Below are 13621 nucleotides of genomic sequence, written 5' to 3'. Positions count from 1 at the left end.
GTTCCCGCCTGAGGTCCATAGATCAGAATTTTAGTTGCGCACCTCAAAAATCGAAGGCAGGATTGCGATCAACGAATAAAAGCCGGTGGGAGGAATGTGATGAGACTGCTCGGGAAGCTGGGACTCGCCGCTGCCGCCTGTCTGCTTTGGGCCAATTCGGCCGCAGCCGACACGACCGTGAAATGGCTGCACATCGAGGTCAACCCGGCCCAGGTGAAGATCTGGGAGGAGGTCGCACGCAGCTATGAGGCGTCGCACCCCGGTGTGAAGGTCGAGATGCAGTTCCTCGAGAACGAGGCCTACAAGGCCAAGCTGCCGACCATCCTGCAATCGAAGGACCGGCCGCACATCATCTATAGTTGGGCCGGCGGAGTGCTGAAGGCGCAGGTCGAGGCGGGCGTGCTGGAAGACATCACCGACTCCGTGAGGAGCGGCGGCTACGGCGACACGATCGCACCGGCGGCGCTCGCCGCCTTCACCCAGAACGGCCGCGTCTTTGGACTTCCGATCGCGCTATCGCAGGTCGGCTTCCTCTACAACAAGGATTTGATGGCCAAGGGCAATGTCGATGCAAGTAAGATCAAGACATGGGACGATCTGCTCGGCGCGGTGAAAACGCTGAAGGCCGCAGGTGTTACGCCGATTGTGGTTGGCGGCGCCGACAAATGGCCGTTGCATTTCTACTGGACGCATCTCGCAGTGCGCGTCGGCGGCAAGCCGGCCTTCGATGCAGCGCTGAAGGGTGAGAATGGTGGCTTCGCCGGGGAGACCTTCCAGAGATCCGGCGAGTTGTTCAAGCAGCTGGTCGATCTACAGCCGTTCCAGAATGGCTTCCTCGGCTTCAAGAACCCGCAGGCTGTCGGCTATTTCGGCGACGGAAAGGCCGCGATGATCCTGGCCATCTCGTCCTTCTATCACACCCAGCGCGCACTTGCCGCCGACAAGGTCGGTCTCGGCGACGACAAGCTGGGCTGGTTCGATTTTCCGGTCGTACCCGGCGGCAAGGGTGAGCCGTCGGACACGCTCGGCGGCATCACCGGCTGGTTGATCACCAAGGGGGCGCCCAAGGAAGCCACCGACTTCCTGAAATTCTTTATCTCCAAGGACGTGCAGGCGCGGCTTGCCGCCGGCAACTTCATCGTTCCCGTCGTCAAGGGGGGCGAGGCCGGCCTCAACAGCGCCTTCATGAAGCAGATCGCGGCCAATCTGGCGAAATCGAACTATCACCAGAATTTCTATGACCAGAGCCTGGGCCCCTCCGTCGGCCGCGTCGTGAATGATGTCACCGCGGAAATCGCCGGTGGCAGCATGAACCCTCGGGACGCTGCGAAAGCCATCGAGGCGGCGTGGAAGCAGGGCAATTGAGGTGGCGCGGCGGATCGCGATCGCGCCGGCGATGCGCGTCGCCGCCGAGACGGCGCCGCGGGCCGCTGTTCGCGGCCCGAGCTGGGACGGCCGCTTCACGGTCCTGATCCTGTTCCTGCCGCCGGCGCTGCTGTTGTTCACCCTGTTCGTGGTGTTGCCGATCGGCGAGGCGGCCTGGTATTCGGCCTTCAACTGGAACGGGTTTGGCAGGCCGACCAACTGGATCGGATTCGACAATTACCGCTTCGTGCTGGAGACGCGCGCCTTCTGGCTCGCACTGCGCAACAACGGGCTGATCATCGCGGTCTCGCTCGCGATCCAGCTGCCGCTTGCGCTGACGCTGGCGCTGATGCTCGCCGAGCGCTTTCGGGGAGCCGTGGCGCTGCGCATGCTGTTCTTCATGCCCTACATCCTGGCCGAGATCGCGACCGGGCTGATCTTCTCGTTCGTCTATGACGGCGATTACGGCCTGGTCGCCTCGATCTGGCGCAGCTTCGGCGCCGAGCCGCCGCATCTCCTGGCCTCGACCGACACGGCGATGCTGGCGGTGCTGATCGTGATCGTCTGGAAATATTTCGGCTTCCACATGATGCTGTTCATCGCCGCGCTTCAAGGTCTCGACAAGAGCCTGGTCGAGGCGGCGAGAATCGACGGTGCAACGCGCTCGCAGGCGCTGCGTCACGTCGTCATCCCCTTGCTCTATCCGACGATCCGGCTCTCGGTGTTCTTCGCCATCGTCGGCTCGCTGCAGCTGTTCGACCTGGTCATGCCGCTGACGCGCGGGGGCCCTGCGGATTCCTCAAACACCATGGTGAGCTTCCTCTACAACAACGGCATCTCGCGCATGCGGGTCGGCTACGGCAGCGCCATCGGCGTGATCCTGTTCGTGATCTGCGTGACCTTTGCCTTCACCTACAAGCGATGGTTCATGCGCGATGAATAGTGCCGAAACCGCCCGCGCGCCGTTCGATCCCGCCGTGCCGCTCAAGACGGTGTTCCTCGCCGTCGTCGCCGTCTTCGTGCTGGTGCCGCTGCTCGCGACCGTGCTCGGAGGCTTCAAGTCGCTCGGCGAATTGCGGGTCAATCCGTTCGGCTGGCCCATGCACTGGGAATGGCAGAATTACGCCGACATCCTGTTCTCGGCGCGCTACTGGCAGCTCCTGCGCAACTCGCTGATCATCTCGACGCTCACGGTGACGTTGACCCTGATCGTCGCGTCGATGGCGGCTTTCACCTTCGCCCATGTCAAGTTCTACGGCAGCTCGATGCTGTTGAGCTACCTGACGCTCGGTCTGCTGTTTCCTGCGGCGACCGCCGTGCTGCCCTTGTTCATCAAGGTGCGCGACCTCGGACTGCTCGACACCTATTTCGGTGTCGCGCTGCCGCAGGTGGCCTTCGGCCTCGCCATGAGCGTGCTGCTGCTGCGGCGCTTCTTCAAGGACATTCCGCACGAGCTGCTCGAAGCGGCGCTGGTCGACGGCTGTAGCTACATCAAGTTCTTCCGATACGTGACATTGCCGCTGTCACGGCCGATCCTCGCGACCGTCGGGACCATCACCTTCGTCAACAGCTGGAACGCCTATCTGCTGCCGCTCGTGATGCTCAACACCGATGCGCTCTATCCCTGGCCGCTCGGCATCATGATCTACCAGGGCGAATATTCGTCCGAGTGGCACCTGATCCTGGCCTTCATCACGCTCACCATCCTGCCGACAATTATTCTGTTCCTGCTGGCACAGAAGCACATCGTCGCCGGTCTCACCGCAGGCGCGGTCAAGGGATGAGCAGGACTTCACGGAGAACGCAATGAGAAAAGTCGGCGTCGGAATCATCGGCTGCGGTGTGATCAGCACCGCCTACCTCAAGGCAGCGCAGCGCTTCCCGGTCATGGAGGTGAGAGCGTTGGCCGACATGCGCAGCGATATGGCGGAGCGGCAGGGGGCCGCCTTCGGGCTGCCGGCGATGCGGGTCGATCAGCTGCTCAAGCGCGACGACGTCGAAATCGTCATCAATCTCACCGTGCCGCTCGCCCACACCGATGTCAGCCTCGCGGTGCTGAACGCCGGCAAGCACGTCCATTCCGAGAAGCCGCTCGGCATCAACGTCGCGGAGGCCCGCAAGGTGATGGATCTCGCCGCGCAGAAGAATCTTCGCGTCGGCTGCGCGCCCGACACGTTCCTTGGCGGCGGACACCAGACCGCGCGCAAGCTGATCGACGACGGCGTCATCGGCACGCCGGTGGCGGGCAGTGCCTTCTTCGGCTGCCCGGGCCACGAGCGCTGGCATCCGGCGCCGGGTTTCTATTACTTGCGCGGTGGCGGCCCGATGCTCGACATGGGCCCGTATTACATCACCGATCTCGTGCAGCTGCTCGGACCGGTCGCGAGTGTGATGGGCTCGACCGCGCGCCCGAAGACCGAGCGTCTCGTCACCAGCCAGCCGATGAACGGCAGCTTGATCCCGGTGGAGGTTTCGACCCATGTCGCAGGCACGCTCGAATTCGAGAGCGGAGCAGTCGTCTCGATCGCGATGAGCTTCGACGTGCCGAAGCACCGCCATGCGCCGATCGAGATCTATGGCGACAAGGGCAGCATGCTGGTGCCGGACCCGAACCGCTTCGGCGGCGAGGTGCAGATCGCCAGGACCGGCGGTGAATGGGAGACGGTGCCGTTGACCCACGGTCATGTCGAGGGTGAGTTCCGTTCCATCGGTGTCGCCGATATGGCCGCCGCGATCCTCGACAACCGGCCGCATCGCGCCAGCGGCGCGCTCGCCTTTCACGTGCTGGAGGTGATGGAGGCGTTCCAGACCTCCGCCGACGAGGGGCGGCGCGTCAAGATCGAGAGCCGCGTCGAGCGGCCGGCGATGCTGCCCACGGGGCGTGAAACCGGACAGATCGATTGAGGGAATGACCATGCGCAAGGCAATGATTGTTTGGGGCGGCTGGTCGGGACACGATCCGGATCTGTGTGCCTCGATGATCCGCGGCTGGCTCAGGGCGGAAGGTTTTGAGGTCCGGATCGAAACGACGACGGAAGCATTCGGCGATCCGGCGATCCATGATCTGTCGTTGATCATCCCGATCTACACCATGTCGAAGATCGAGAAGCCGGACGCGCTGAATCTCTGCGCTGCGGTGCGCGCAGGCGTCGGGCTCGCCGGCCATCATGGCGGCATGTGCGATGCTTTCCGCGAGTCGGTCGAATACCAGTTCCTGTGCGGCGGGCAGTGGGTTGCCCATCCCGGCAACATCATCGACTACAAAGTCGACTTGACGAAGCCGGACGACCCCATCATGAAGGGCCTGAAGAGTTTCGAGCATCGTTCCGAGCAGTACTACATGCATGTCGACCCCGCCAATGAGGTGCTGGCGACGACGACCTTTACCGGCGAGCACGCGTCCTGGATCGAGGGCGTGGTGATGCCCGTGGTGTGGAAAAAGCGCTATGGCGCGGGCAGGGTGTTCTATTCCTCGCTCGGCCACCGCGCCTACGAGCTCGACGTGCCGGAGATCCGCACCCTGATGACCCGCGGCATGCTGTGGGCGGCGCGCGAATGAGCGCTGGCGCGACGCAGCCGGTCGTTCGCGCCACGCTCGAGGATGTCGCGCGGGCCGCCGGCGTTTCGCTCGCGACCGTCGACCGCGTCGTCAACCGGCGAGAGGGCGTGCGCGCCAAGACCGTCGCGCGTGTCGAGGCCGCCGTCGCCAAGCTGGGCTACCGCGCCGACGTGGCGGCGGCGCGGCTCGCACGCGGGCAGAGCTTTCGCTTCGCCTTCGTGCTGCCGTCCGGCAGCAACAGCTTCATGACCAATTTGGCCGAGCAGGTCCAGCGCACCGCAGACTGGCTTGCCGGCCAGCGCGGCTTCATCGACATCCTCCATGTCGATGTGTTCGATCCGGATGTGCTGGCCGGCACGCTGGAGGACTTGTCGCCGGCCTATCAGGGCGTCGCCGTCATCGCGCTCGACCACCCAAGGGTGCGCGCTGCGATCGACGAGCTCACCGCGCGCGGGGTCGCCGTGGTGACCCTCGTGTCGGACGCGCCGAGCTCGCGCCGCCTGCATTACGTCGGCATCGACAACCCGGCCGCGGGACGAACCGCCGCAACGCTGCTGGGACGCTTCCTCGCCGGCCGCGAGGGGACGGTCGCCGTGATCGCCGGGTCGTTGTCGCTGCGCGATCACACCGAGCGGCAGTTCGGTTTTCACCAGATCCTCTCCAGCGAGTATCCGAACCTGCGCATGCTACCGGTCATCGAGGGCCGCGACGACAGCGCACGCACGCGAGAGCTCACCACCGCGTTGCTGGCGCGCCATGCCGATCTCCGCGGCATATATTGCTGCGGCGCCGGAAATCGAGGCATCGCCGATGCGCTCGAAGCCTCCGGCCGCGCGCGCGAGGTGGTCTGGATCACCCACGAGCTGACCCAGTACACACGGCGCTTCCTTGTGCGCGGCACGCTCGATGCCATCATCAACCAGGATCCCGGCCACGAGGCGCGGTCTGCGGCGCGGGTCCTGCTCGCGCATTGTTCGGGTGAGCCGATCAGCCCCGATCAGGAGCGCATCCGCATCGACATTTTTTTGCGGGACAATCTGCCGTAACGTTGCCGCGCGGAAGCCGTCGATCATGCCGGCCACCGCCGCCATGCAGGCGTCGACGTCAAATTCGTCGCCCAGCTTTTTTGCAGCACGAACCCCTGGAAGATCGCGATCAGCATGCGCGCGACCGCGCCACGATCAGGGCGCTCGGTATCTGGATGCCTTCGACGGCGTCGGTGCGGCCGCGGCGGTTGCGCGGGGCTTCGGCAGTGCGCCGGCGGCAGCGACGCGGCAGCCCCGGACCGCGCGGCTAGAACAGCCGTCCGCCGTTCGGCACCGGCTGGCTCGGCTGCACCAGCACGACCTTGCCGTCGGCGTCGGGGAAGCCGAGCGTCAGCACCTCCGAGATGACAGGTCCGATCTGGCGTGGCGGGAAATTGACGACGGCCGCGACCTGTTGTCCTACCAACGTCTCGATCGGATGGTTTTCGGTGATCTGGGCCGAGCTCTTGCGCACGCCGATGGCGGGCCCGAAGTCGATCCACAGCCGAAATGCCGGCTTGCGCGCCTCGGGAAACGGCTTGGCGTCGACGATGGTGCCGACGCGGATATCGACGGCGAGAAAGCTGTTGAAGTCGATGGTCGGCGTGGCGGCGGCTGCGGGATCGTGGGTGACGTGCATGGGATGTCCGTTCGGCAAGGTGGCGTCGTTCGCAATATTGTCGCGCGGAGCGGAGTTTCGTACAACGCCGCGTCCATCACGATGCGTCATGCGCGAGGAACGTCTTGCCCAACATCATCTACGGCATCAAGAACTGCGACACCATGAAGAAGGCGCGCGCCTGGCTCGATAGCCATGGCGTGCCTTACGCGTTCCACGACTACAAGGCGGCGGGCGTGGAGAAGGACAAGCTCAAGCAGTGGAGCGACAAGGTCGGCTGGGAGACGCTGCTCAATCGCGCCGGGACGACGTTCAAGAAGCTGCCCGATGCTGACAAGGGAGGCCTCTCCGAGAAGAAGGCGCTGGCCTTGATGCTAGCGCAACCATCGATGATCAAGCGGCCGGTGCTGGAAATCGGCGGCAAGCTGCTGGTGGGCTTCAAGCCGGACATCTATGCCAGGGAAGTCGGCGCCAAGTCGCGCTGACGCCAAAGCGCGATGAGAATGTCATCGCGCGTTCCGCGTCTTAGTTCAGCTCGATGATCTCATTGGTGACGCCGGGATCCGGCTGGTCCGCGAACTCGACCAATTCGGCCGTCGCGATGCGGCCGGGCGAACGATGGAAGAGCTCACGATCGATCAGGGCGCGCAGTTTCGGACGAGGCAGCGCGTCATTTCCGCGCATCAGATTCTTGATCTCGAAGCCGCCGTCCTCGCAGAAGGTCTTGACCGATGCGATGACGTGACAGACTTTGCCGTCGGTCTGGAAAGGCAGCAGCAGCCGTTCATAGGCGACGATGCGCCCGTAGATGTCGTCGACGTCGGCAACGCTGTAGACCGGCAGCCCGCGCGCCACGCATTCGAGATAGATCGGCATCACGAGCGGCGCGAATCGTGGCCCGAGATAGTCCTCGAGCAGAACGCCCTTGCCGGTATGTCCATAGGCGCGCGAGATCCGCGTGTTTTCGCTCTGGATGATCAGGCGCGGGGCCGGCGTCGACGTATCCACTGTATAATAGATGAGATCGGACAGCTCCTCCTCGAGCCGCGCGGGCTGATACTCCCAGACCGCCGGCGCGATCTGCTCGCGCGCATAGAGTCGCAGCCACGTGTTCAGGAGATCACGCTGCCTGATCGACTTGACGACGGAAGGAGCGGCGCTGGCGAAATCCAAGACAATATTCCAGACCATCAAAAACCTGCGCACGATCCCATGTGCGGGAAAATTATTGATGAAGGCTGGCGCACGGAACGAAAGACCGTTAACGACGACTTGACGACCGGTGTCTTGCGAACCGGGAGGCCGGGCAGGCACGACATCACACACCTCCGACTAAGGGAGCATTTGTATCCCAGCCGGAGACCTGATCTGCTCAGCTTTCCGCCTTGCCTAACCCCCGTCACCTCCGGCATATTCCGCGCCCGGAGGCGGCGTTCCGGATGGGCTATCAAGGACAGGCTCCAAGGCCACCGGAAAGCCGAAGCAACAAGGATAGCCACGCAGCTAGCGCGCGTGGCAGGGGGAAATCTGTTTGGCCGATGAGTTCATTCTCGAAACGGAAGGCTTGACCAAGGAGTTCGCGGGCTTCTTCGCCGTCCGCGACGTTGCGCTCAAGGTTCGCCGTGGGAGCATTCACGCGTTGATCGGCCCGAATGGGGCCGGCAAGACGACCTGCTTCAATCTTCTGACCAAGTTCCTCAAACCGTCTGCCGGAAAAATCCTGTACAAGGGGCAGGACATCACGGCGATGGCGCCGGCCGACGTGGCCCGCCTGGGCCTTGTTCGTTCGTTCCAGATCTCGGCGGTATTTCCGCATCTCACCGCGCAGGAGAACGTCCGTGTCGCGCTTCAGCGCCAGCACGGCTCTTCGTTCGATTTCTGGCGCTCCAAATCGGTCCTCAACCGCTTCAACGACCGCGCCCGCGAGCTCCTCAACGATGTCGGTCTCAGCGAGTTTGCCAACACGCCCGCGGTCGAGATGCCCTATGGCCGCAAGCGTGCACTCGAAATTGCAACCACGCTCGCACTCGACCCGGAGATGATGCTGCTGGACGAGCCGATGGCCGGCATGGGCCACGAGGACATCGACAAGATCGCGGCGCTGATCAAGCGCATCTCCGCGAAATATACCATCCTGATGGTCGAGCATAATCTGAGCGTCGTGGCCAACCTCTCCGACATCATCACCGTGCTGACGCGCGGGCAGGTGCTCGCGCAAGGTCATTACAGCGAGCTCACCAAGGACGAGCGCGTCAAGGAAGCATACTTGGGAGCCGGGCATGCCTGACACTGCGATGGCCGAGGCTCCGGCCAAGGTTGCGACCGGCGGAAACATCCTTCAAGTCCGCAACCTCGAAGCCTGGTACGGCGAGTCCCACATCCTGCACGGGATCAACTTCGACGTGAACGCGGGCGAGGTCGTCACCCTGCTCGGGCGCAACGGCGCCGGCAAGACGACCACGCTGAAGTCGATCATGGGCATCATCGGCAAGCGTACCGGCTCGGTAAAGTTCAACAACCAGGAGATTATCCGCGCGAGCTCCGACAAGATCGCGCGCATGGGCATCGCGTTCTGTCCGGAAGAGCGGGGCATATTCGCCAGTCTCGACGTGCGCGAGAACTTGATGCTGCCGCCGGTGGTCCGTGAAGGCGGATTGCCGCTCGAACAGATCTTCGAGCTGTTTCCGAACCTGAAGGAGCGGCTCAACAGCCAGGGCACCAAGCTGTCCGGCGGCGAGCAGCAGATGCTCGCGATCGCGCGCATCCTGCGCACCGGCGCGAGCTTCCTGATGCTGGACGAGCCGACCGAAGGTCTTGCGCCCGTCATCATCCAGCAGATCGGCCACACCATTGCGCGGCTCAAGAAGGAGGGCTTCACGATCCTCCTGGTCGAGCAGAATTTCCGCTTCGCCTCCACCGTCGCCGACCGCTACTACGTGGTCGAGCATGGCAAGATCATTGACGGATTTTCCAATGCCGAGCTTGCCGCCAACATGGACAAGCTCCACACCTATCTCGGCGTGTAGCTGTGCAGGCCGGACCATCGAGAGTAGTCATCAAAGCCATACTGGGGAGCGGATCATGAAGCACGGCATTTCGGCAATGTTGCTCGGCACAGCCCTGGCCTTCGGTTCGGCAGGTGCCGCGGTCGCGCAGGACAAGAACATCAAGATCGGCGTGCTGACCGACAATTCGGGACTCTATGCCGACCTCGGCGGCCCCGGCTCGACCGTCGCCGCGCAGATGGCGATCGAGGATTCCGGGCTCGCGGCCAAGGGCTGGAAGCTCGACCTGATCTCCGCAGACCATCAGAACAAGCCCGACATCGGCTCCACGATCGCCCGGCAATGGATCGACGTCGAGAAGGTCGACATCTTCATGGATGTCCTGAACTCCGGCGTTGCGCTGGCGGTCAACAATGTCGTCAAGGAGAAGAATTCCATCCTGATCGACACCGGCGCAGCGACGTCGGATCTCACCAACGCGCAGTGCTCGCCGAACACGGTCCACTGGGTCTATGACACCTACATGCTGGCCAACAGCACGGGGCAGGCGCTGGTGAAGTCGGGCGGCGACACCTGGTACTTCCTGACCGCGGACTATGCCTTCGGCCATGCCCTCGAGCGCGACACCGCCGCGGTCGTGCTGAAATCGGGCGGCAAGGTGATCGGCAACGTCAAGCATCCCCTCAATACCGCCGACTTCTCGTCGTTCCTGCTTCAAGCGCAGGCCTCCAAGGCCAAGATCATCGGCATGGCGAATGCCGGCGGCGACACCACCAACACGATCAAGCAGGCGGCGGAGTTCGGCATCGTCTCGGGCGGTCAGAAACTTGCGGGCCTGCTGCTCTTCATCACCGACGTGCACGCACTCGGCCTGAAGGTGGCGCAGGGCCTGAACTTCACCGAGACCTTCTATTGGGACATGAACGACGGGACGCGCGCGTTCTCCAAGCGCTTCTCCGAGCGCATGAAGAACAAGGCGATGCCCTCGATGGTGCAGGCCGGCGTCTATTCGGGCCTGCTGCACTATTTCAAGGCGCTGGAGGCCATGGGTGGCAATCCGCATGACGGCGCGAAGGTCGTCGCCAAGATGAAGGAAATGCCGACGGACGACGCGCTGTTCGGCAAGGGCACGATCCGCGCCGACGGCCGCAAGCTGCATCCGGCCTATCTCTTCGAGGTGAAGAAGCCCGAGGAGTCCAAGGGACCCTGGGACTATTACAAGCTGATCGGCACGACCCCCGGCGAGCAGGCCTTCCGGCCGCTGTCGGAAAGCGCCTGTCCCCTGGTGAAGAAGTGAGTTGGCCGCGCCCGCGGGCGCGGCAGAATGAATTGGCATAACGCGACCGGGTACGAGATTGATCGATGCAGGCTCTTTACGCTCAGCTACTGGTGGGACTGATCAACGGCTCGTTCTACGCGCTGCTCAGTCTCGGGCTTGCCGTGATCTTCGGCATGCTCAACATCATCAATTTCGCCCATGGCGCGCTCTACATGATGGGCGCCTTCGTTGCCTATTTCCTGCTGAATCTCGGCGGCATCAATTATTGGTGGGCGCTGCTGCTTGCGCCCATCATCGTCGGCATCTTCGGCATGATCCTCGAGCGGACCATGCTGCAATGGCTGACCGGGCTCGATCATCTCTACGGCCTGCTCCTGACCTTCGGCATCGCGCTGATCGTGCAGGGCGTGTTCCAGAACTATTTCGGCTCGTCCGGCCTGCCTTACGCCATTCCGGACCAGCTCAAGGGCGGCATGAATCTCGGCTTCATGTTCCTGCCGATCTATCGCGGCTGGGTGGTCGTGTTCTCGCTGGTCGTGTGCCTTGCGACCTGGTTCCTGATCGAGAAGACCCAGCTCGGCGCATATCTGCGCGCCGCGACTGAAAATCCGACTCTGGTGCGCGCCTTCGGCATCAACGTGCCGCGCATGATCACGCTCACTTACGGTCTCGGCGTGGGCCTCGCCGCGCTCGCCGGCGTGCTCTCGGCCCCGATCAACCAGGTGCGGCCGCTGATGGGCGCCGACCTCATCATCGTCGTGTTCGCGGTGGTCGTGATCGGCGGCATGGGATCGATCATGGGCTCCATCATCACCGGCTTCGCGCTCGGGGTGATCGAGGGTCTGACCAAATATTTCTACCCCGAGGCCTCCAACACCGTCGTGTTCGTGCTGATGGTGCTGGTGCTCTTGGTGAAGCCAACGGGATTGACGGGAAGGGCGGCCTGATATGACAACCCTGACGGACGACACGCTGCCGGTGACCCCTCGCGCGATGCGCGACGAGATGATCGTTTTCGTGGTGATGGCGCTGCTGCTCGCCACGGTGCCGTTCACGGGCGTCTACCCGTTCTTCGTCATGCAGGCGCTGTGCTTTGCGCTGCTCGCCTGTGCCTTCAACCTCTTGATCGGCTATGGCGGCCTGCTGTCGTTCGGCCACGCGATGTTCCTGGGAACCGCCGGCTATTGCAGCGCGCATGCGTTGAAGGTGTGGGCCTTGCCGCCCGAACTCGGCATCCTCGTCGGCATCGCCGCGGCTTTCGTGCTCTCGCTCATCACGGGCTACATCTCGATCCGCCGCCAGGGCATCTACTTCTCGATGATCACGCTGGCGCTGTCGCAGCTCTTGTACTTCATCTACCTCCAGGCCCCGTTCACCCATGGTGAGGACGGCATCCAGGGCATCCCGCAGGGACACATGTTCGGCATCTTCGATCTGTCGAAGCCGACGGTGCTGTATTACGTCGTGCTGGCCGGGTTCCTCGCCGGCTTTCTCCTGATCTTCCGCATCATCAACTCGCCGTTCGGCGAGGTGCTGAAGGCGATCCGCGAGAACGAGCCGCGGGCGATCTCGCTCGGCTACCGGACCGACCAGTACAAATTCTTGGCCTTCGTGCTTTCAGGCACGCTGGCCGGCTTTGCCGGCGCGCTGAAAGTGTTCGTGGCGCAGAACGCCTCGCTCACCGACGTCCATTGGTCGATGTCCGGCGAGGTCGTGCTGATGACGCTGGTCGGCGGCCTCGGCACCATCTTCGGCCCCGTGGTCGGCGCCTTCGTCATCATCGCCATGCAGCAATATCTGGCGGGTTTCGGCCAATGGGTGACGGTGATCCAGGGCGCGATCTTCGTGGTCTGCGTGCTCACCTTCCGCCGCGGCGTCGTCGGTGAAATCGCGCATTACTTCCGGAGATCACTCTAAGTAATTGATTTAAGGTCAATTTACTTGCCGCGTGAAAGCGGTGGATGATCCGGCTCCGCGGGCGTGAGATGGCACGCGCGCGGCTCGAAAATGGTTTATGACAGTTCGATGACGGCCCCTCGGGCCGGGCCATTTTCCAACCGGTAGCCTATCCCCATGATGCGATGGTTTCGTGCTTTCCTGCCCAAGGAAGAACGGTTCTTCGACCTGTTCGACCGACATGCCCAGACGGTGATCCAGGGCTCGATCGCGCTCCAGGGCATGCTCAACGGGGGCGAGGAGACACCGGTCTATTGCCAGCGCGTCAACCAGTTCGAGAACGACGCCGACAATATCACCCGCGAGGTGTTGACGGCGGTGCGCCGCACCTTCATCACCCCGTTCGACCGCGGCGACATCAAGAACCTGATCACCTCGCTGGACGACGCCATCGACCAGATGCAGCAGACCGCCAAGGCCGTGATGCTGTTCGAGGTCCGCACTTTCGAGCCGCCGATGCGCGAGATCGGCGGGCTTCTGATCGAATGCGCCAATCTGGTCGGCCGTGCACTGCCGCTGATGCAGTCGATCGGCCCGAACGTCGCCATGCTCACCGCGATCACGGAAGAGTTGGGCAAGCTGGAGGGGCGCGTCGACGATCTCCACGACATCGGCCTGAAGGAGCTGTTCCTCAAGCACCGCGACGGCAATGCGATGGACTTCATCGTCGGCGTCGAGATCTACGACCACCTGGAGAAGGTGGCCGATCGTTTCGACGACGTCGCGAACGAGATCAACAGCATCGTCATCGAGCAGGTGTAGCGCATGATCCGGAAAAGTGTGCAGCGGTTTTCCGCTCAGATCATGCGCAAG

Annotated in this window: 15 protein-coding genes; 13 read left to right on the top strand and 2 right to left on the bottom strand. The window is 63.2% G+C overall.

Annotated elements, in window-relative coordinates:
• Positions 1 to 99 precede the first annotated feature (99 nt).
• Genes DCM79_RS14520 through DCM79_RS14495 form a run of 6 tightly spaced genes read left to right on the top strand, consistent with a single transcriptional unit; the run spans position 100 to position 5970 of the window.
• On the top strand, positions 100 to 1365 hold the full coding sequence (locus tag DCM79_RS14520; protein WP_257180433.1) for an extracellular solute-binding protein: 1266 nt from the start codon (positions 100 to 102) through the stop codon (positions 1363 to 1365).
• 1 nt (position 1366) lies between these two features.
• Positions 1367 to 2308, top strand: coding sequence for a carbohydrate ABC transporter permease (locus tag DCM79_RS14515; RefSeq protein ID WP_257180432.1), 942 nt, complete (start codon positions 1367 to 1369; stop codon positions 2306 to 2308).
• On the top strand, positions 2301 to 3149 hold the full coding sequence (locus DCM79_RS14510) for a carbohydrate ABC transporter permease (RefSeq protein WP_257180431.1): 849 nt from the start codon (positions 2301 to 2303) through the stop codon (positions 3147 to 3149). Before DCM79_RS14515 ends, DCM79_RS14510 begins: the two co-directional genes overlap by 8 nt.
• Positions 3150 to 3171: 22 nt before the next feature.
• Positions 3172 to 4269, top strand: coding sequence for a Gfo/Idh/MocA family protein (locus tag DCM79_RS14505; RefSeq protein ID WP_257180430.1), 1098 nt, complete (start codon positions 3172 to 3174; stop codon positions 4267 to 4269).
• Positions 4270 to 4279: 10 nt separating this feature from the next.
• Positions 4280 to 4924, top strand: coding sequence for a ThuA domain-containing protein (locus DCM79_RS14500; protein ID WP_257180429.1), 645 nt, complete (start codon positions 4280 to 4282; stop codon positions 4922 to 4924).
• Entirely contained in the window at positions 4921 to 5970 is a 1050-nt protein-coding gene (locus DCM79_RS14495) for a LacI family DNA-binding transcriptional regulator (protein ID WP_257180428.1), read from the top strand. The genes DCM79_RS14500 and DCM79_RS14495 overlap by 4 nt, the downstream gene beginning before the upstream one ends.
• A 247-nt stretch (positions 5971 to 6217) precedes the next feature.
• Here the strand turns inward: DCM79_RS14495 and DCM79_RS14490 are convergent, their stop codons facing one another.
• Positions 6218 to 6589 (bottom strand): tRNA-binding protein, encoded by a 372-nt coding sequence (locus DCM79_RS14490; protein WP_028136888.1) that lies wholly within the window; start codon positions 6587 to 6589, stop codon positions 6218 to 6220.
• A gap of 104 nt (positions 6590 to 6693) precedes the next feature.
• On the opposite strand from DCM79_RS14490, the gene DCM79_RS14485 reads away from it, so the two are divergent.
• Entirely contained in the window at positions 6694 to 7053 is a 360-nt protein-coding gene (locus tag DCM79_RS14485) for an ArsC family reductase (RefSeq protein ID WP_257180427.1), read from the top strand.
• 40 nt (positions 7054 to 7093) lie between these two features.
• Here the strand turns inward: DCM79_RS14485 and DCM79_RS14480 are convergent, their stop codons facing one another.
• Entirely contained in the window at positions 7094 to 7759 is a 666-nt protein-coding gene (locus DCM79_RS14480) for a hypothetical protein (RefSeq protein ID WP_257180426.1), read from the bottom strand.
• Between the two features lie 340 nt (positions 7760 to 8099).
• On the opposite strand from DCM79_RS14480, the gene DCM79_RS14475 reads away from it, so the two are divergent.
• The 6 genes from DCM79_RS14475 to DCM79_RS14450 all read left to right on the top strand — a co-directional run bounded on the left by DCM79_RS14475 (position 8100) and on the right by DCM79_RS14450 (position 13570).
• Positions 8100 to 8855: an ABC transporter ATP-binding protein gene (locus tag DCM79_RS14475; protein WP_028136885.1), complete on the top strand. Its 756-nt coding sequence runs from the start codon at positions 8100 to 8102 to the stop codon at positions 8853 to 8855.
• Positions 8848 to 9594, top strand: a complete 747-nt coding sequence (locus tag DCM79_RS14470; RefSeq protein WP_028136884.1) for an ABC transporter ATP-binding protein — start codon at positions 8848 to 8850, stop codon at positions 9592 to 9594. Before DCM79_RS14475 ends, DCM79_RS14470 begins: the two co-directional genes overlap by 8 nt.
• A gap of 55 nt (positions 9595 to 9649) precedes the next feature.
• Complete coding sequence (locus DCM79_RS14465; RefSeq protein WP_028136883.1) at positions 9650 to 10870, top strand: ABC transporter substrate-binding protein; 1221 nt, start codon at positions 9650 to 9652, stop codon at positions 10868 to 10870.
• Positions 10871 to 10935: 65 nt separating this feature from the next.
• Positions 10936 to 11799 carry a branched-chain amino acid ABC transporter permease gene (locus DCM79_RS14460; protein WP_008551982.1) on the top strand — a complete coding sequence of 288 codons (864 nt, stop codon included), beginning with the start codon at positions 10936 to 10938 and terminating at the stop codon, positions 11797 to 11799.
• 1 nt (position 11800) lies between these two features.
• A complete protein-coding gene (locus DCM79_RS14455; protein WP_257180424.1) occupies positions 11801 to 12769 on the top strand; it encodes a branched-chain amino acid ABC transporter permease in 969 nt (322 codons plus the stop codon).
• Between the two features lie 156 nt (positions 12770 to 12925).
• Positions 12926 to 13570, top strand: a complete 645-nt coding sequence (locus DCM79_RS14450) for a DUF47 domain-containing protein (protein ID WP_028136881.1) — start codon at positions 12926 to 12928, stop codon at positions 13568 to 13570.
• Positions 13571 to 13621: the final 51 nt, after the last annotated feature.

The organism is Bradyrhizobium sp. WBOS07 (genome assembly GCF_024585165.1).
Classification (GTDB): Bacteria; Pseudomonadota; Alphaproteobacteria; order Rhizobiales; family Xanthobacteraceae; genus Bradyrhizobium; species Bradyrhizobium japonicum_B.
This window is presented reverse-complemented; position numbering and strand designations above follow the sequence as displayed.

Bases quoted from the DNA above. Each gene is read 5' to 3' on its own strand.
- DCM79_RS14520 (WP_257180433.1), top strand. From the start codon at position 100: ATGAGACTGCTCGGGAAGCTGGGACTCGCCGCTGCCGCCTGTCTGCTT.
- DCM79_RS14510 (WP_257180431.1), top strand. From the start codon at position 2,301: ATGAATAGTGCCGAAACCGCCCGCGCGCCGTTCGATCCCGCCGTGCCG.
- DCM79_RS14505 (WP_257180430.1), top strand. From the start codon at position 3,172: ATGAGAAAAGTCGGCGTCGGAATCATCGGCTGCGGTGTGATCAGCACC.
- DCM79_RS14500 (WP_257180429.1), top strand. From the start codon at position 4,280: ATGCGCAAGGCAATGATTGTTTGGGGCGGCTGGTCGGGACACGATCCG.
- DCM79_RS14495 (WP_257180428.1), top strand. From the start codon at position 4,921: ATGAGCGCTGGCGCGACGCAGCCGGTCGTTCGCGCCACGCTCGAGGAT.
- DCM79_RS14490 (WP_028136888.1), bottom strand. From the start codon at position 6,589: ATGCACGTCACCCACGATCCCGCAGCCGCCGCCACGCCGACCATCGAC.
- DCM79_RS14480 (WP_257180426.1), bottom strand. From the start codon at position 7,759: ATGGTCTGGAATATTGTCTTGGATTTCGCCAGCGCCGCTCCTTCCGTC.
- DCM79_RS14470 (WP_028136884.1), top strand. From the start codon at position 8,848: ATGCCTGACACTGCGATGGCCGAGGCTCCGGCCAAGGTTGCGACCGGC.
- DCM79_RS14465 (WP_028136883.1), top strand. From the start codon at position 9,650: ATGAAGCACGGCATTTCGGCAATGTTGCTCGGCACAGCCCTGGCCTTC.
- DCM79_RS14460 (WP_008551982.1), top strand. From the start codon at position 10,936: ATGCAGGCTCTTTACGCTCAGCTACTGGTGGGACTGATCAACGGCTCG.
- DCM79_RS14455 (WP_257180424.1), top strand. From the start codon at position 11,801: ATGACAACCCTGACGGACGACACGCTGCCGGTGACCCCTCGCGCGATG.
- DCM79_RS14450 (WP_028136881.1), top strand. From the start codon at position 12,926: ATGATGCGATGGTTTCGTGCTTTCCTGCCCAAGGAAGAACGGTTCTTC.